The organism is Sphingomonas sp. 179-A 2A2 NHS (assembly GCF_045371305.1).
Taxonomy (GTDB): Bacteria; Pseudomonadota; Alphaproteobacteria; order Sphingomonadales; family Sphingomonadaceae; genus Sphingomonas.
Window position 1 is genome coordinate 611,422 of the sequence record NZ_JBIQDE010000003.1, and the last position, 17,852, is coordinate 629,273.

The 17,852-nt window shown below is 66.8% G+C and carries 14 protein-coding genes; 8 read left to right on the plus strand and 6 right to left on the minus strand.

What is annotated here, in order from left to right:
• Positions 1-29: 29 nt before the first annotated feature.
• The 4 genes from ACH0AE_RS09300 (at position 30) to gyrB (ending at position 6,203) form a co-directional block, all read left to right on the plus strand.
• Positions 30-1,085, plus strand: a complete 1,056-nt coding sequence (locus ACH0AE_RS09300; RefSeq protein WP_294442041.1) for a ribonucleotide-diphosphate reductase subunit beta — start codon at positions 30-32, stop codon at positions 1,083-1,085.
• 127 nt (positions 1,086-1,212) lie between these two features.
• A complete protein-coding gene (gene recF, locus ACH0AE_RS09305) occupies positions 1,213-2,256 on the plus strand; it encodes a DNA replication/repair protein RecF (protein ID WP_294442040.1) in 1,044 nt (347 codons plus the stop codon).
• Between the two features lie 66 nt (positions 2,257-2,322).
• Complete coding sequence (locus ACH0AE_RS09310; protein WP_294442039.1) at positions 2,323-3,585, plus strand: MFS transporter; 1,263 nt, start codon at positions 2,323-2,325, stop codon at positions 3,583-3,585.
• 110 nt (positions 3,586-3,695) lie between these two features.
• Positions 3,696-6,203 (plus strand): DNA topoisomerase (ATP-hydrolyzing) subunit B, encoded by a 2,508-nt coding sequence (gene gyrB, locus ACH0AE_RS09315; protein WP_294442038.1) that lies wholly within the window; start codon positions 3,696-3,698, stop codon positions 6,201-6,203.
• Positions 6,204-6,301: 98 nt separating this feature from the next.
• Here the strand turns inward: gyrB and ACH0AE_RS09320 are convergent, their stop codons facing one another.
• From ACH0AE_RS09320 to ACH0AE_RS09330, 3 genes are all read right to left on the minus strand, one after another.
• Positions 6,302-7,546: an acyl-CoA dehydrogenase family protein gene (locus tag ACH0AE_RS09320; protein WP_294442037.1), complete on the minus strand. Its 1,245-nt coding sequence runs from the start codon at positions 7,544-7,546 to the stop codon at positions 6,302-6,304.
• Positions 7,547-7,647: 101 nt separating this feature from the next.
• Entirely contained in the window at positions 7,648-8,556 is a 909-nt protein-coding gene (locus ACH0AE_RS09325) for a LysR family transcriptional regulator (protein ID WP_406875681.1), read from the minus strand.
• Positions 8,553-9,197 (minus strand): flavin reductase family protein, encoded by a 645-nt coding sequence (locus tag ACH0AE_RS09330; protein WP_294442036.1) that lies wholly within the window; start codon positions 9,195-9,197, stop codon positions 8,553-8,555. Before ACH0AE_RS09330 ends, ACH0AE_RS09325 begins: the two co-directional genes overlap by 4 nt.
• A 143-nt stretch (positions 9,198-9,340) precedes the next feature.
• Between ACH0AE_RS09330 and ACH0AE_RS09335 the strand changes: the two genes are divergently transcribed.
• Positions 9,341-11,764, plus strand: a complete 2,424-nt coding sequence (locus ACH0AE_RS09335; RefSeq protein WP_294442035.1) for a phosphoketolase — start codon at positions 9,341-9,343, stop codon at positions 11,762-11,764.
• A 98-nt stretch (positions 11,765-11,862) separates the two neighbouring features.
• Positions 11,863-12,501 carry an NAD(P)H-dependent oxidoreductase gene (locus tag ACH0AE_RS09340; protein ID WP_406875671.1) on the plus strand — a complete coding sequence of 213 codons (639 nt, stop codon included), beginning with the start codon at positions 11,863-11,865 and terminating at the stop codon, positions 12,499-12,501.
• Positions 12,502-12,813: 312 nt separating this feature from the next.
• On the opposite strand, the gene ACH0AE_RS09345 is transcribed toward ACH0AE_RS09340, so the two are convergent.
• Positions 12,814-13,371: an FKBP-type peptidyl-prolyl cis-trans isomerase gene (locus tag ACH0AE_RS09345; protein WP_294442033.1), complete on the minus strand. Its 558-nt coding sequence runs from the start codon at positions 13,369-13,371 to the stop codon at positions 12,814-12,816.
• Between the two features lie 87 nt (positions 13,372-13,458).
• The gene (rpsU, locus tag ACH0AE_RS09350) at positions 13,459-13,665 is read right to left on the minus strand and encodes a 30S ribosomal protein S21 (RefSeq protein WP_022686405.1); all 207 of its coding nucleotides are present in this window, start codon (positions 13,663-13,665) and stop codon (positions 13,459-13,461) included.
• Between the two features lie 169 nt (positions 13,666-13,834).
• Between rpsU and cysS the strand changes: the two genes are divergently transcribed.
• Positions 13,835-15,271 carry a cysteine--tRNA ligase gene (cysS, locus tag ACH0AE_RS09355; RefSeq protein WP_294442032.1) on the plus strand — a complete coding sequence of 479 codons (1,437 nt, stop codon included), beginning with the start codon at positions 13,835-13,837 and terminating at the stop codon, positions 15,269-15,271.
• 6 nt (positions 15,272-15,277) lie between these two features.
• Here the strand turns inward: cysS and ACH0AE_RS09360 are convergent, their stop codons facing one another.
• Positions 15,278-16,252 (minus strand): M48 family metallopeptidase, encoded by a 975-nt coding sequence (locus ACH0AE_RS09360; RefSeq protein ID WP_294442031.1) that lies wholly within the window; start codon positions 16,250-16,252, stop codon positions 15,278-15,280.
• 46 nt (positions 16,253-16,298) lie between these two features.
• Here ACH0AE_RS09360 and ACH0AE_RS09365 point away from each other — a divergent pair, with 46 nt between their 5' ends.
• Positions 16,299-17,237, plus strand: coding sequence for a D-2-hydroxyacid dehydrogenase (locus ACH0AE_RS09365; protein WP_406875673.1), 939 nt, complete (start codon positions 16,299-16,301; stop codon positions 17,235-17,237).
• The last annotated feature ends 615 nt before the right edge of the window (positions 17,238-17,852 follow it).

The window sequence follows — 17,852 nt, forward strand, 5'->3', positions numbered from 1 at the left end:
ATTTCGCCCATTTTCGTCCGGAGTAACCCATGCCCCTCCTCCAAGCCTCCAAGCAGTACAAGCCGTTCGAATACCCTTGGGCGTTCGAATACTGGAAGCGCCAGCAGCAGCTCCACTGGCTGCCCGAGGAAGTGCCGCTGGGCGAGGATTGCCGTGACTGGGCGCAGAAGCTCACCGATCACGAACGCAACCTTCTGACCCAGATCTTCCGCTTCTTCACCCAGGCGGACGTGGAGGTGCAGGATTGCTACCACGAAAAGTACGGCCGCGTGTTCAAGCCGACCGAGGTCAAGATGATGCTGACCGCGTTCAGTAACATGGAGACGGTGCACATCGCGGCGTACAGCCACCTGCTCGACACGATCGGCATGCCGGAAAGCGAATATGGCGCCTTCCTCGAATATGCCGAGCTGAAGGACAAGCACGACTACCTTCAGCAGTTCGGCGTCGATAACGACGAGGATATCGCGCGCACGCTGGCGATGTTCGGCGGCTTCACCGAAGGCGTGCAGCTGTTCGCCAGCTTCGCGATGCTGATGAACTTCCCGCGCTTCAACAAGATGAAGGGCATGGGGCAGATCGTCAGCTGGTCGGTGCGCGACGAAAGCCTCCACTGCGAAGGCATAATCAAGCTGTTCCACGCCTTCGTGAAGGAGCGCAACTGCCTGACCAAGGCAGTGAAGGACGATATCGCCGATCAGTGCCAGACGACGATCCGGCTGGAGGATGCGTTCATCGATCTCGCGTTCGAGATGGGCCCGGTGAACGGCATGACCCCAAAGGACATCAAGAAGTACATCCGCTACATCGCCGACTGGCGGCTGGGGCAGCTGGGGCTAAAGCCGATCTACATGATCGACGAGCATCCCATTCCGTGGCTCACCCCGCTGCTCAACGGCGTGGAGCATGCGAACTTCTTCGAAACCCGCGCGACGGAATATTCCAAGGCAGCCACCAAGGGCCAGTGGAACGACGTGTGGGACGCGTTCGACAAGCGCCAGAAGGCGAAGGGCGTGCCCGCGGCGAACGAGGATCTCGGCGAGGAAGGCGACATGTTCTCGCGCGCCGGCGTCGCCGCGGAGTAATCCCGCCGTTCGCGACTGCCCTTATCCGTCATCCCCGTCGCTTCGGCGCGGGGATGACGGATTTCCGCCGCGCTGGGAATGACGTAGGGCGCGGCCATTCCATGCCGATCGCCCTGCTCCTTTCCCGATGATCCGCCGCCTCGTCCTCACCGACGTGCGCAGCCACGCAGACCTGGCGCTGGCGCCGGGCGCCGGCTTCGTCATCCTCACCGGGCCCAATGGCGCGGGCAAGACGAACGTGCTGGAGGCGGTGTCCCTGCTCGCGCCCGGCCGCGGGCTGCGGCGGGCGGCGCTTGGCGAGGTCGCGCGGCGCGATGGCCCCGGCGGCTTCGGCATCGCGGCGACGCTGGCCGACACTACCGAGATCGCCACCGGCACGCTGGCGAGCGCCCCCGAGCGTCGCGTGGTGCGGGTGAACGGCGCCACCGCTGCTGCCAATACGCTGGCCGAGTGGCTCTCCGTCCTGTGGCTGACGCCGGCGATGGACCGGCTGTTCGTCGAGCCCGCCAGCGAGCGGCGGCGCTTCCTCGATCGCCTCACCCTCGCCCTCTCGCCCGGCCATGCGCAGGAAACGACCCGCTACGAGGCGGCGATGCGCGCGCGAAACAAGCTGCTTGCGGAACCGGTGCACGACCGCGAGTGGCTGTCCGCGCTTGAGACGCAGATGGCGCAGCATGGCGCCGCGATCGACGCGGCACGGCGCGAAACGGTCGCCGCGGTCGCGGAACGGCTCGCCATGGACGCGAGCGGCGATTTCCCGCGTGCCGGCCTCGCGCTCGATGGCTGGACGGGGGACGCGGCCGCGCTGCTCCACGCGCTGCGCACGGGCCGGGCGCGCGACGCGGCGGCCGGCCGCACGCTCACCGGCCCGCATCGCGCGGACCTCACCGTCCGCCACCTCGACAAGGACATTCCCGCCGCCCAGGCCTCTACCGGCGAGCAGAAGGCGCTGCTGCTCGGCATCGTCCTTGCCCATGCCGCCCTGGTCGGGGATCGCCGCGACCAGCCGCCGATCCTCTTGCTCGACGAGGTCGCCGCGCATCTTGATCCCGCTCGCCGCGCCGCCCTGTTCGATCGGCTCGCCGGCCAGGCACAGGTCTGGATGACCGGCACCGAGCCGGCGCTGTTCGCCGCGATCGACGAAAGCGCGACTCGCATCGCGCTCGGCTGAGCGCGCTTCCTTCGATCGACACACATCGCGGCTGGACGCCAGCCGTCACTGCGATACCATCACGCCATGGAGAGCGCTTCAACCGGACCGGCAAGAGCCGGCGAGTGGCGCCGCGGATGGCCGGTGGTCGTGGCGGCGATGACGGGAATCGGCTTCGGGCCGGGCCTGTTCCAGAACCTGTCGAGCCTGTTCGTCGTCGGGCCGGTCGCCGAGTTCGGCTGGAGCCGCGGCGATATCGCGACCGCGGCGGGCCTCGGCCTGCTCGGCGGCCTTGCCGTTCCGTTCCTCGGGCGTCTCGTCGACAGGGTCGGCGCGCGCGCGATGATCGTCGCGGCGATGCTGCTGCTGGCGGGTGTCTATGTTGGCATGGCGTCGATGACCGGGCCCCTGTGGCAGTATCAGGCGCTGATCTTCGGCCTCGCGCTCGCCGTCCCCGGAACCAGCGCGATCGTCTACGGCAAGCTGATCGCGCAGCGGTTCGAGGCGCATCGCGGCATGGCGCTGGGCGTCGCCACCTCGGGCATCTCGATCACCTCGCTGGCGCTTGCGCCGCTGATCGGCATGGTGATCGAGGCTTACGGCTGGCGCATCGGGGTGTTGACGGTCGGGGTGATCGTGGGCGCGCTGGCGCTTCCCGCGGTGCTCCTGCTGCTGCGCGGCACGCCCAGCGGCGCGACGCCGATCGATCCGCACCAGCGCGGCGCCACCGTGCCGATCGAGGGCATGACCGGCGCAGAGACGCGGCGCGACAGCCGCTATTGGCGGCTCGGGCTGTCAGCGGCGATGATCAACGTCGCTAGCGTCGGTCTCGTCACCTCGCTGGTGCCGCTCGGCATCGATCGCGGGCTGAGCGCGGCGGAGGCAGCGCTGCTCGTCACCAGCTTCGCCGCAAGCCAGGTGCTCGGCCGCCTCGTGATGGGCGCGCTGGTCGATCGCTTCCCGCCGCAGGCCACCGCGGCGACTTTCGCGATGATCTCGTGCCTCGCCTTCGTCGCGCTGCAGCTTCCGGCGCCCGGCCTGCCGCTGCTGCTCGGCCTCGTCTTCCTCGCGGGGCTGATGAACGGCGCGGAGCATGATCTGCTCCCCTTCCTCACTGCGCGGCTGTTCGGCATCCGCGCCTATGGCGAAGTCTATGGCCTGCTCGTCATGATCTCGCTGTTCGGCACGGCGATCGGCGTCACCGCGTTCGGGCGGCTGCACGATGCGACCGGCGCGTACGATTCCGCGCTGATCCTGGCGGCGAGCGCGCTGGCGATCACCGCGCTGATCTTCGCAACGCTGCGCGAACGCCCGCTGCCCCACGTTCAGGCCGCCGCCGTTCCGGCCTGAACCGGCGGCTCCGGCCGAGATCCCAGCGCGGTCGCCAAAGGGGCGGAAGGACAGCGACCCACGCCTGCAATTTGCTTTCGTTGCAGCGCCGCCATGCCTATATGATTGGCATGGCAGATCAGCAGAATTCGAACGACTACGGCGCCTCCTCGATCAAGGTGCTGAAGGGCCTGGACGCGGTGCGCAAGCGGCCGGGCATGTACATCGGCGATACCGACGACGGGTCGGGCCTCCACCACATGGTGTTCGAGGTTTCGGACAATGCGATCGACGAGGCGCTGGCCGGCCATTGCGACCGGATCGACATCACGCTGAACCCCGACGGCTCGGTCAGCGTCACCGATAACGGCCGCGGCATCCCCACCGGCATCCACCCGGAGGAAGGCGTCTCGGCGGCCGAGGTCATCATGACCCAGCTGCACGCCGGCGGTAAGTTCGAAAACACCTCGAACGACAATGCCTACAAGGTCTCCGGCGGCCTCCACGGCGTCGGCGTCTCGGTCGTCAACGCGCTGTCCGAATATCTCGATCTCACCATCTGGCGCGATGGGGAGGAGCATTACATGCGCTTCACCCATGGCGACGCCGTCGCTCCGCTGAAGGTCGTCGGCAAGGCGCCTGAGGGGAAGAAGGGCACCCGCGTCACCTTCCTCCCCTCGCCCGCCACCTTCAAGATCACCGAGTTCGACTTCGAGAAGCTGGAGCATCGCTATCGCGAGCTCGCCTTCCTCAACTCGGGCGTCCGCCTGTTCCTCACCGACGCACGTCACGAGGAGCCCAAGACGGTCGAGCTCTATTACGAGGGCGGCATCGCCGCGTTCGTGAAGTGGCTGGATCGCACCAAGGCCGCGCTGTTCCCGGAGCCGATCGCCATTTCCGGCCAGCGTGACGATATCGGTATCGACGTCGCGCTGCAGTGGAATGATTCCTACTACGAAAACGTCCTGTGCTTCACCAACAACATCCCGCAGCGTGACGGCGGCACCCACCTCGCCGCCTTCCGCTCGGCACTGACGCGCACGCTCAATGCCTATGCCGACAAGTCGGGGATGCTGAAGAAGGAGAAGATCTCGCTCACCGGCGACGACATGCGTGAGGGGCTGACCGCAATCGTCTCGGTCAAGCTGCCGGACCCGAAATTCTCCTCGCAGACCAAGGACAAGCTGGTCAGCTCCGAGGTCCGCCAGCCGCTCGAAAGCCTGCTCGCCGACAAGATGGCCGACTGGCTGGAGGAAAATCCCCAGAACGCGCGCCAGATCATTCAGAAGGTGATCGACGCCGCCGCCGCGCGCGAAGCGGCACGCAAGGCGCGCGACGCCAGCCGCAAGACGGTGATGGGATCGATGGGCGGCCTTCCGGGCAAGCTGCACGACTGCCGCGAGAAGGATCCGGCCAAGTCCGAACTGTTCATCGTGGAGGGCGATTCGGCCGGCGGCTCGGCCAAGTCGGGGCGCAACAGCGAGTTCCAGGCGATCCTGCCGATCCGCGGCAAGATCCTGAACGTCGAGCGCGTGCGCGAGGATCGCATGCTCTCGTCGAAGGAGATCATCTCGCTGATCCAGGCGATGGGCACCGGCATCGGCCGCGACGAGTTCAACCTCGAGAAGCTGCGCTACCACAAGATCGTCATCATGACCGACGCAGACGTTGACGGCGCGCACATCCGCACGCTGCTGCTGACGTTCTTCTATCGCCAGATGCCCGATCTGATCAGCGCGGGGCACCTCTATATCGCCCAGCCGCCGCTTTATAAGGCGACGCGCGGCAAGGCGGTGGAGTACCTCAAGGACGAGGCGGCGCTCGACGATTACCTCGTCCGCAACGGGACGCAGGCGACGACGCTCGATGGCGTCGGCACCGGTGCGCCGCTGTTCAACCTCGTCGATCACGCCCGCCGCATGCGCACGCTGATGCGCTACGTGCCGCGCCGCTACGATCCGGTGATCATCGAGACGCTGGCGCTCGGCGGCGCGCTCGATCCGCAGATCGCGCCGGATGAACGCGCCACCCGCCTCGCGCAGGTGACCCGCCGGCTCGATCAGGGCGATCCCGAGGCGCGCTGGACGGCGCAGATGACGCCGGAGGGCGGCTTCCACTTCCAGCGCTTCTGGCGCGGGGTGACCGATCACCACATCGTCGAGGCGGCGTTCGTCTCCTCGGCGGAGGCACGCAAGCTCCACGGCCTCGCCGCCGAACATGCGGACCTCTACGACAGCGCGCGCAAGCTCATCTCGCTCAAGGCCGGTGACCGCACCGAGGAGCCGGCGCCGGACGCGACGCTCGACGGCGCGATCGTCGATGAGGGCGAGGCGGATGAGGCGCTGGTGATCGGCAAGGGCGAAACGCTCGTCGCTCGCCCGTCTCAGCTGCTGGAGGCGATCCTCGCCGCCGGCCGCAAGGGTCTCGCGATCCAGCGCTACAAGGGCCTTGGCGAAATGAACGCCGAGCAGCTGTGGGAAACGACGCTCGATCCCAACAACCGCTCGATGCTGAAGGTCGCGATCGACCAGGCCGACGTCGCGGACGAGATCTTCACCCGCCTGATGGGCGACGTGGTCGAGCCGCGCCGCGAGTTCATCCAGGAAAATGCGCTGAGCGTCGCCAACCTCGACGTCTGAGCAACACGGGCGGCGGCCGGAGCGGCCGTCCACCGCCACTCAAAAAGAAAGGGCGCCGGGGAGATCCCCCCGGCGCCCTTCTCTTTACCGGCTGCGGATCAGTGCAGCGCCAGCTCGTTGCGGCCCACCACCATGTGGTGCACCTCGTCCGGGCCGTCGGCGAAGCGGAGGTGGCGCACGTCGGCGTACAGCTCGGCCAGCGGGGTGAACTGGCTCATGCCATAGGCGCCGTGGATCTGGATCGCCTGGTCGATGATCTGGCAGGTCTTCTCCGGCACCATCGCCTTCACCATGCTGACCCAGACGCGCGCCTCGCGGTTGCCCAGCACGTCCATCGCCTTGGCGGCCTTCAGCACCATCAGGCGCATCGCCTCGATCTCGATCCGCGCGCGGCTGACGAGCTCCAGGTTCTTGCCCAGCATGATCAGCGAGCGGCCGAACGCCTCGCGCGAACTGCCGCGCTTCACCATCAGGTCCAGCGCGACTTCCGCCTTGCCGATCGTGCGCATGCAATGGTGGATACGCCCCGGGCCGAGACGGACCTGCGAGATCTCGAAGCCGCGCCCCTCGCCCAGCAGGATGTTCTCACGCGGGACGCGCACGTTGTTGAACTTGAGGTGCATGTGGCCGCGCGGCGCGTGATCCTTGCCGAACACTTCCATCGCGCCGATGATCTCGACGCCCGGCGCATCCATCGGCACCAGGATCTGCGATTGCTGCTGCGACGACGGCGCATCGGGATTCGTGCGCACCATGGTGATCATCACCTTGCAGCGAGGATCGCCGGCGCCCGAGATATAGTGCTTCTCGCCGTTGATGACCCATTCGTCGCCGTCGAGCCGCGCGGCGCAGCGCACGTTCTTCGCGTCGGACGAAGCGACATCGGGCTCGGTCATCGCGTAAGCCGAGCGGATCTCGCCGGCGAGCAGCGGCTCGAGCCACTGCTTCTTCTGCTCGGGCGTGCCGACGCGCTCCAGCACTTCCATGTTGCCGGTGTCGGGTGCCGAGCAGTTCAGCGCTTCGGAGGCAAGCGGCGACTTGCCCAGTTCAGCGGCGATGTACGCATAATCGAGGTTCGACAGCCCCTCGCCCGTCTCCGCGTTGGGCAGGAAGAAATTCCACAGGCCCGCAGCCTTCGCCTTGTCCTTGGCGCCCTGCAGCAGTTCCAACTGGCCCGGCGCGAAGCTCCAGCGATCCTCGCGCTCTTCACCGAGCCGCTCGAACTCCGGATAGATCGGATCGACGTGGTCGCGGATGAACGCCTTCACCGCGTCGAATAGCGGGCGCGCGCCTTCCGACATGCGCAGATCGTCAAGTTCGGGAATCGTGAAGATATTGGACATCGGGCCCCACTCTGGTGCTGGAAAGCCCTGATCCTACTGCCACGGCATCATCAGCGGTAATGATCATCCACGATCGCTGGCATGAACACCCTGCATGGCCTTCACGCGGCGGCGATATGCTCCTGTACGAGCTGCCGCAGCCAGATGTTGCCCGGATCGCGCTCGGCCGCGGGGTGCCACAGCAACTGCAGCGGCCGCGGGGTGATCGCGAACGGCAACGGCAGGATCTGGTTGTCGGCCACCGGCAGCAACGTCGCGGCATGGGTGCCGAGCAAGGTCAGGATCAGGTCCGACTGGGCGACGACCTGCCATGCCGACCAGATGTTCTGGCAGCGGATCGCCACCCGCCGCGTCTCGCCCAGCGCCGCCAGTCCCTCGTCTTCCAGCCCCGGGCCGGAGCGGCGCGGCGAGGCCTGGACGTGATCGGCGGCAAGATAGGCGGCGAGGTCGATGGTGCCGGCGATGTTCGGGTGCCCGCGGCGTGCGGCGACCACCATCGTATCGGTCTGCAGCGGCACGGCGCGCAGCCCGATGGTCGCGTCACTGGCGACGTCGATCGCCAGATCCAGGTCCCCGCGCGCCAGTTCCTCCGCCACGTCGCTGCGGCGGAAGTTGACGCTGGCCAGCGTCACGCCCGGCGCCGCGCGCACGACATGCGCCACGATAGCGGCGAACACCCGCGCCTCGTTCGCCTGGCGCAGCCCGATGCGGAAGGCGCGCGTGGAGGTCGCCGGATCGAAGCGCGCCGCGGCGACCAGCGCCTGCTCCACCCCCTGCAGCGCATCGCGCACCGGATCGATGATCGATCGCGCCAGCGCCGTCGGCACGATCGCATTGCCCACTCGCACGAACAATTCGTCGTCGAACGCGACGCGTAGCCGGGCGAGCGCATGGCTGATCGCCGATTGCGACAGATGGAGATGCCGCGCCGCCGCCGTCACCCCGCCATGCGTATAGATCGCCTCGAAGGTGCCGAGCAGATTGAGGTCGATGCGGTTGATCGGCCTTATCGCGCGTCTCCCGGGGTAACCCGCGCGGGATCGAACGCCGGCCGCGCCATGGTGAAGGTGTCAGTGTTGCGCAGATAGGTGCCCGCCCCGTGCAGCCGCCCGATCAGCTGCATCGCGGCGGTATCGATGTGGAGCTTCGCAGGATCGGCGATGAATTCGTCCCGGATGTGCGTGACGAGGATCTCGCCGACCGCGATCACTTGCCGCGGGCCGATCTCCAGCACCTCGCGCTCCACGCATTCGAAGCTCACCGGCGCGGTCGCGATCAGCGGCGGCGCGACACGCGTCGCCGGCCCGGTGGCGATGCCGGCATAATCAATCTCGCTCACCTCGCGCGGCGCATCGACGCACGAGAGGTTCATCGTCTCGGCGTCCTGCTCGCTCACGAGGTTCACGACGAACTCGCCCGTCTCGATGATGTTCGTCGCGGTATCCTTGTCCGCGCCGTTCGCGTCCTTGAGCAGCCCCAGCACCAGCAGCGGCGGATCATCGCCCATAGCGTTGAAGAAGCTGTAGGGCGCCGCATTCACCACGCCGTTCCTGCCACGCGTCGTCACCCATGCGATCGGCCGCGGCGTGACGGTGGAGACCAGCAGCTTGTAACGCTGCCGCGGCGGCAGATCGGCCATCACGAATTTCATGGCCCACGCCGTCTCACCAAATGCGTCGCCAGGGAAGCCCCACGGGCGCGCCGCACCTCAACTTGACCCGCCGCGCCTGCGTAGAATCCCGCATGTCCCCCCTCCCCCACGCCCCGTAGAGCAAGGCAGCGGAAGGGAGAGACATGACGCGATCCATCCCGTCTCCAGAAGAGCGTGGCGCCTTCTCCGACGCTTCGGCATCCGATGATGCCGCCGCCGGTCCAGAACGCAAACCGGGCGAGTGGGACGCGATCGAACGCTATTGGCGCGCCGCCAATTACCTCACCGTCGGCCAGATCTACCTTCGCGCCAACGCCATGCTGCGCGAGCCGCTGACGGCCGAGCACATCAAGCTGCGCCTGCTCGGCCATTGGGGCACCAGCCCGGGGCTGAACTTCATCTGGGCGCACCTCAACCGCGTGATCCGGCAACGCGACGCCGACGTGCTGTTCATCTGCGGCCCCGGGCACGGCGGCCCGGCGCTCGTTGCCAACAGCTGGCTCGAGGGCACCTGGACCGAGACGTACTCGGAGGTCGGCGAAGACGAAGCCGGCATGACGCGGCTGTTCCGCCAATTCTCCTTCCCCGGCGGCATCCCCAGCCACGCCGGCCCGCACGTTCCCGGATCGATCCACGAGGGTGGAGAGCTTGGCTATGCGCTCAGCCACGCCTTTGGCGCGGTGCTCGACAAGCCCGATCTGATCGCCGCCTGCGTGGTGGGGGACGGCGAGGCGGAGACCGGGCCGCTCGCCGCTGGGTGGCACGGCACCACCTTCCTCAATCCGTCGTCGGACGGCGCGGTGCTGCCGATCCTTCACCTGAACGGCTACAAGATCGCCAATCCCACCATCCTCGGCCGCATGCCCGACGATCAGCTGCACGCCTTCGTCACGGGCCTTGGCTATGATCCGCTGATCGTCTCGGGCGAGGAGCACGAGCCGATGCACGCGCGCATGGCGCATGCGCTGGACCGGGCGTTCGACCGCATCGCCGCGATCCGCGAGGATGCCCGAGCCGGCCGCGGTGATGCCGTGCCCCGCTGGCCCCTCATCGTGCTGCGCAGCCCGAAGGGGTGGACCGGACCCAAGACACTCGACGGCCTGAAGGTCGAAGGCTTCTGGCGTGCGCACCAGGTCCCCCTGCCCGATCCGCTGCACGATCCTGCGCAGCTCGCGCAACTCGCCGACTGGATGCGCAGCTATCACACCGCCGATCTGTTCGACGAAAGCGGGTGCCTGCTGCCCGAGCTGAAGGCACTCGCCCCCACAGGCACGCGGCGAATGAGCGCCAACCCGATCGCCAATCCGGGCCGCTCGTTCCTGCACAAGCCCGACTGGCGCCACTTCGCGCTCGACGTGCCGGCCCCCGGCGCCACCACCGCCGAATCGCCCCGCGCGCTCGGCCGCTACCTCGCCGAGCTCATCCGGCGCGACGGTGCCGGCACCTTCCGCCTGGTCGGGCCGGACGAGACGACGTCGAACCGGCTGGGCGACGTATTCGCCGCCACCAACCGAGTGTGGGCCGAGCGGATCGAGCCCTATGACGATCACCTTGCCCGGCACGGGCGAGTGATGGAGATCCTCTCCGAACATTGCTGCCAGGGCTGGCTGGAGGGGTATCTGCTGACCGGGCGGCATGGCCTGTTCAGTTGCTACGAGGCGTTCGCGCCGATCGTCGATTCGATGGTCAACCAGCATGCCAAGTGGCTGAAGCTGTCGCGCGAGCTGGAATGGCGGAAGCCGATCGCGTCGCTCAACTATCTCCTCACGAGCCACGTCTGGCGACAGGATCACAACGGTTTCAGCCACCAGGATCCGGGCTTCATCGATCACCTCGCCAGCAAGAAGGCGGATGTCGCGCGCATCTATCTGCCGCCCGATTCCAATTGCCTGCTGCGGATTATGGATCACTGCCTGTCGACCTATGATCGAATCAACGCGGTGGTCATCGGCAAGCAGCCCGCCCCGCAATGGCTGACGGCGGAGCAAGCGGACATGCATTGCGCCGCGGGGCTCGGCATCTGGGACTGGGCCGGCAATGACCGCGACGGCGTGGAGCCCGATGTGGTCCTCGCCTGCGCCGGCGACGTGCCGACCATGGAGGCGCTGGCCGCGGCGGACCTCCTGCGCCACTGGGTGCCCGAGATGCGCGTGCGCTTCATCAACGTCGTCGATCTGATGGCACTGCAGGATCCCGACGATCATCCGCACGGCCTGAACGAGCAGCGCTTCGATTCGCTCTTCACCCGCAGCCAGCCCATCGTCTTTGCCTTCCACGGCTTCCCGCACCTCATCCACCGGCTGCTCCACAACCGGTCGAGTGCGCTGAACTTCCACGTTCATGGCTTCCGGGACGAGGGCTCGACGACCACGCCGTTCGACATGGTGGTGCGCAACAAGGTGGATCGCTTCCACCTCGCCATCGCCGCCATCGATCACACCGGCTGGGGGCCGCGCGCCGCCCACGCACGCCAGCATTTCGCCGCCCAGCTCGTCAGCCACCAGGCCTATGTGGTGGAGCATGGGGTCGACATGCCGGCGGTTGCGGACTGGCGCTGGGCCGGCTGAATTCTCGCGGCATGCGCGGCTGGTGCCGGCGCTATCCGCAAACATACGGACAGCAGCGGCGCTACGGATGACGCAGGATGTGCCGGAAGGAGATCTCCATGTCCGATGCCGCGCGCCCGCGCCACATAGTCATCCTCTGCCATCCGGAGCAGGACAGCTTCAACGCCTCCGTCGCGGACCGCTATAGCCGGACCGTGCGGAGCGAAGGGCACGAGGTGTTCGTGCGCGATCTGTACGCGATGGGCTTTGATCCCGTGCTGCGGAACCTCGAACAGCCGGGGCCCACCTTCAAGCAGTTCCGAGACATCCAGGACGAGCTCGATATCATCCGCGGCGCCGACGTGTTCGTGATGGTCTATCCCTTGTGGTTCGGCACGCCGCCGGCGATGCTGAAGGGCTATATCGATCGCGTGCTCGGCAGCGGCGTCATCCCCGCAGCGGTGCAGGATCGTACGGCACAGGGCGTCCTCACCGGAAAGCAGATGGTCAGCTTCACCAGCTCCGCCGCCAACGAGGTATGGCTCGATGTGCAGGGCATGCTGAGCTCGCTGGAAACGATCTTCGATCGCTACATCAGCCATGCTTTCCGGATGCTGCCGCCCAGGCATTTCCATTACGGCCTGATCACCCCCGACATCGACGAGCTCACCGTGCAACGGCACCTGGGCGACGTGGAAATGCATGCGCGAAGGGTGGTGCAGGAACTGGCGGACCGACGGGCTGCGGCGACGGCCTGACGGTGCTGGCCTTGTCGCGGACGACGACGGCGTTGTTCGCCCCCCGCACCGCGCTGTGGCTCCGAAAACCCGTTTCGCTGTCCTACAGCGCCCCCGCCGTGCGACAATCAGGCCATGGTCAGCCGTTTCCCGCTCCCGGCACGCTCTGCTTGGCAGGTCCCAATGTTGAAGGTTGTTGGAGAAAAAAGCGCCAGAGCCTCAACTTCCTCAACATTCGCGCCAACATCAACGCGCGCCATCGCGGCGACCGGACAAGAAAAAACCACCCCGGTTGCGGCCGGGGTGGTTCAATTCTCGTCCGTCCCGATGGAATCAGCGGGGCTGGGCGCCGCCCGGGGGCATGCCGGGAATACCACCGCCCATCATCTGCTGCTGCTGCATCTGGCGCAGCACGGCCTCGGGGATGAAATCGAGCAGTTCGACATCGAACACCAGCGTCGAGTTGCCGGGGATCGGCCCCTTCGTCTCGGCGCCATAGCCAAGCTCCGGCTTGATCCAGAAGCGATACTTCGCCCCCTTCGGCATCAGCTTCAGGCCTTCGGAAAAGCCCGGAACGACGCCGGTCACCGGGAACGGCGTCGGCTGTTGCGACTTGTCGAACGTGGTGCCGTTGAGGAGCTTGCCCTCATAGTTGACGAGCGCGACGTCGGTGTCGGTCGGCTTCGCGCCCGAACCAGGGCTCAGCACCTGATATTGCAGGCCGGAGGCGGTGGTCACCACCCCCTTCGTGCGGGCATTGCGGGTCAGGAAGTCATCCCCCTGCACCGCCAGCGCCGCGGCGGCCACCACGGCAGCGATGATCCCGGCGATCAGCCAAAGGACATAGCTGCGCTTGACCGGGGCGATCGGAACGGCGGTAACGGTCGACATAACGGTCCCCGGTCAGGCCGGATGCGGCATCTGCGCATCCGGTGGCACCAACAGAATTTGAAAAACGGTCAGGTGAAGGCGCGGATCTTACCGTGCGCCGTCACGCTCCGCACGCTTGCGATCGAGCTTGCGAGCGCGGCGAACGGCGGCCGCACGCTCGCGAGCGCGCTTTTCCGACGGCTTCTCGTAATGCCGGCGCAGCTTCATCTCGCGATACACGCCTTCCCGCTGCAGCTTCTTCTTGAGCGCGCGGAGGGCCTGATCGACATTATTGTCGCGAACGATGATCTGCATAAACCGACACTTCTCCGAAATCTAAAACGGCTATGGCGGCCGCGGACATTGGCCCGCGCCGTGAACCCCTCGCCTCTACCACTCGCTGTTGGACCGCGCAACCCGCAGTGGCACCTACGCCCGTCATCCGCGTTTGCCGCCGGCCAGCGGGCCGTCTAGTGGCGAACGCATGATGCCGCTCACGCTTTACGACAGCCTGTCCCGCTCCCTGCGCGAATTCGCGCCGCTCGATCCGGCGCTTGGCGTGCGCGTCTATTCCTGCGGGCCCACTGTCTACAATTACGTCCACGTCGGCAACCTGCGCGCCTATGTCTTCACGGATACGCTGGCGCGCGTGCTGACGTGGAAGGGCTATGATCTCAACCACGTGATCAACATCACCGATGTCGGCCACCTTACCTCCGATGCCGACGCCGGCGACGACAAGATGGAGGCCGCCGCCAAGAAGGCGGGCCAGGATATCTGGGCGATCGCAAGGCATTACACCGATGCGTTCAAGCAGAATCTCAACGATCTCAACATCCGCACCCCCACCCACATGCCCCTCGCGACGGATCATGTCGACGGCATGATCGAATTCGCCAAGGCCATCGAGGCGAAGCATTGCTACCGGCTGGAGACCGGCCTCTATTTCGACGTCTCCACCGTCCCCGATTACGGCCGGCTGGCACGCTCCGCCGACGATATCGGCGAAAGCCGGATCGATCCGGTCGAAGGGAAGCGGCACGCGCAGGATTTCGCGATCTGGCGCACCTCGCCGCCGGGCGAGAACCGGCAGATGGAATGGGATTCGCCCTGGGGCCGCGGCGCGCCGGGCTGGCACCTCGAATGCTCGGTGATGAGCCAGAAGTATCTCGGCGAGCGATTCGATATCCACACCGGCGGGATCGATCACCGGGAGATTCATCATCCCAACGAGATCGCGCAGAACCAGGCGCATTGCGACTGCGCGGACAGCGGCGCGAACTTCTGGATGCACAACAACTTCCTGATCGAACGCGGCGGAAAGATGAGCAAATCTTCCGGCGAATTCCTGACGCTGCGGGCGCTGGTCGATCGCGGTTTCCACCCGCTGTCGTATCGGATGTTGTGCCTTCAGGCGCATTATCGCAGCGAGCTTGAGTTCACCTGGGACAACCTCGTCGCCGCGCAGGTGCGCCTGAAGCGACTGGTGCAGAACATCGAGGCGCTGCGCGCCCGCAGCGATGAGCCTTCCAAGGGCTCGGCTGCCGCTTATCGTGACCAGCTCGATGCTGCCGTGTCGGACGATCTCAACACGGCAAAGGCTCTGCCCGTCCTCGATTCGCTGGTCGCGGACAAGAAGGTCGCGCCCGCCGACCGGATCGCCGCACTGGCGGATTTTGCGGCGGTTCTCGGCTTGCCGCTTGATCGCCTCACCCGCGCCGATCTCCGGGTGCGCCCCGCCTCCGCGACGATCGACGCCGAGGCAATCGAGGCACGGCTCGAGGAACGCCGCGCCGCGCGTGCCGCGAAGGATTTCGCTGCCTCGGACGCGATCCGCGACGAGCTCGCCGCCGCGGGCGTCGAGGTGATGGACGGCGATCCGCTCGGCTGGGACTGGCGACCGGCGCTCCCGGCCGGCTGACCGGCGCTACTTGCCGAGCGCCTGGTCCCGCGCCGCCAGGATCGGCGGGGTGTAGGGGCCGGGCGTGGACGGGATCGCCGCTGCGGTTGCGCGCATGGTGGCGATCCGCTTGGCGGTCGCCGGGTGCGTGCGGCTGCGGAAGACGCCGCCGTCGATGTCCCCGCCATGCGCTTCCCAGAAGCGCGCGGCGGAGTTCGGATCGTAGCCCGCGTTCCGCAGCAGCACGACGCCAAGCTCGTCCGCCTCCAGTTCGGTCTGCTGCCCCAGCCGCGCATTGCGGCCGATCTCGCCGAGCAGCCCGCCCTTCACCCCGGCCGCCTCCAGCCGGTCCCGGTGGCGCAGGATGATGTGCGCCAGTTCATGCGCCACGATCACCGCCGTCTCTTCGTCGCGATATCGCTCGAAGAAGCGCACGCCGATCTGCACGATCCTGGCATCCGCCTGCGCCGTCATCTGCGGCCCCAGCAACACCTCGAACCTGGCACGGCATCCCATCGGCGCAGCGATCGACACATCCTGCCGCTTGCCCTCACGCTCGATCGTCACCGCGACAGGCGTCCCCTGCCGCTCGAGCACATCAAGCGTCTTGTCCCGATCCGCACTGGAGGGCGCGGCCGCCTCAGCCGACAGCATGGTGCCGCCAACCGCCGCGACGCCGTCATTGTGGCGAAGCCCAGCCCGCGCGGCCGCGGACGAGGGAACCACCGCCTCGACCGCCACGGGGGTGGCGAAGCCAAATACCTCCCGCGCCGTGCCAGTGGTCGCTGCATCATATTGGTTCACCGCGTGCAGGACGACCCCGGTAGCGGGCGTGAGTTCGCGGCAGAGCGGCGCATTCGCCGTGACCAGCCGGTGCGCGATCGTCGCCAGGCGAAGGTCGATAGCACGCAGGGTCTGGAGATCATTGGCGCTGAGGCCGTCTGTGGCCGGCGCCGCTGCCCCCGCGGCGGCGGTCATTGCAATGGCAAGGATGATAGTCACCCAAACACCGTAGGCGAGGCGGAACCGACGCGCTATCACCTCCTGCATGAAGGCCGTTCTCCCCGCACTTGCCCGCCCACTTCTCGAACCGAACCTGCCACAAGACCTCGAGGTTACCTGGTGGGCGAAAGCTGCTGAGGCGAAGGAGGCTGTGGTCGACGCAGACATCGCGTGGATCGACATGCAGCCGGCGCGGCTGATGGATGAGGCCTTTCGCGCCTCAGGGCCGCAGCTGAAATGGGTGTCGACGATCTACGCCGGGCTGGACGCCTTCCCGCTCGACGTGTTGCGCGAGAAGGGCACGATCCTGACCAACGGCGTCGGCATCAACGCCATCGCCGTCGCAGAATATGCCGTGATGGGCGTGCTGGCCGCCGCGAAACGCTTCGACGAGGTGATCCGGGCCCATGATCGCGCGGAATGGCCATCGGATGCGCCCGGAAAGATCGAACTTCAGGACTCGAAGGCGATCGTGATCGGCCTTGGCGCGATCGGCAAGCTGATCGCCGAGCGGCTGCAAGCGTTCGGTGTCGAGGTGACGGGTGTCACCCGCTCCGGAAGCGGCGGCACGCTGACGCCGGACGCCTGGCGGCAGCGGATCGACCAGTTCGACTGGGTGATCCTTGCCGCCCCCTCAACGGGTGAAACCAAGGCGATGATCGGAGTCTCGGAACTCGAGGCGATGAAGAGCAGCGCATGGCTGATCAATATCGCCCGCGGCGACATGATCGACGACGACGCGCTGCTCGCCGCGCTTCATGGCGGCACGATCGGCGGCGCATTCCTCGATCCGACCAACCCGGAGCCCCTGCCTTCCGATCATCCGCTGTGGAAGGCACCGAATTGCATGATCACCATGCACCTGTCGGGTCGCAGCCAGACCAAGATGTTCCAGCGCGCCGCCGCCATGTTCCTGCGCAACCTGGAAGCGTTCCGCGCTGGCAAACCGATGGAGAATGTCGCCGACCTGGACCGCGGGTATTGAGCTAGGCGCTGCGCCGCCCCGGCAACCCGCGGGGCGGCAGACGAAGATTATTCCAGCAAGTCATCCCCATGGGCGGCGAGCACGCGGCCCATGGCGTCGAACAGATTGGGGTCGGTTCCGGCTGAGGGCGAAATGACACCCTAAGCGAAACGGCAAGAAGGGGTGGGGAGCGGACATCGCGCCCCCGCCTTGCGTCATCCTGAACTTGTTTCAGGATCCATCGGGCGATTGGTGCCGGAGCGTGGTGGCTCGTGCCGCCATCTCGGTTGGCCGATCATAAACTGGGCTTTCGGATTGATGGACCCTGAAACAAGTTCAGGGTGACGGCTGATTTGGGGTGGGGCGCGGTCATCCGTCATCCCGGCGCATGCCGGGACCGTGGGCAAGTCTTGAGGCGATAGCTATCGCCAGGGCGCCCGGACGTGAGGCTGCTTCTAAAGACAGCCCACGGTCCCGGCATGCGCCGGGATGACGACCATTGGGAACGTCTGCAACGGGGCGGATGCTGCCCTTCACCATTCCGCCGGATGGATGTCGATCAAATGGATCAAATGTCAGTGAGATCCTCAGGGTACATCCCACCGCGCTGGCAGAAGAGAGCCCATGTTTCCTTCC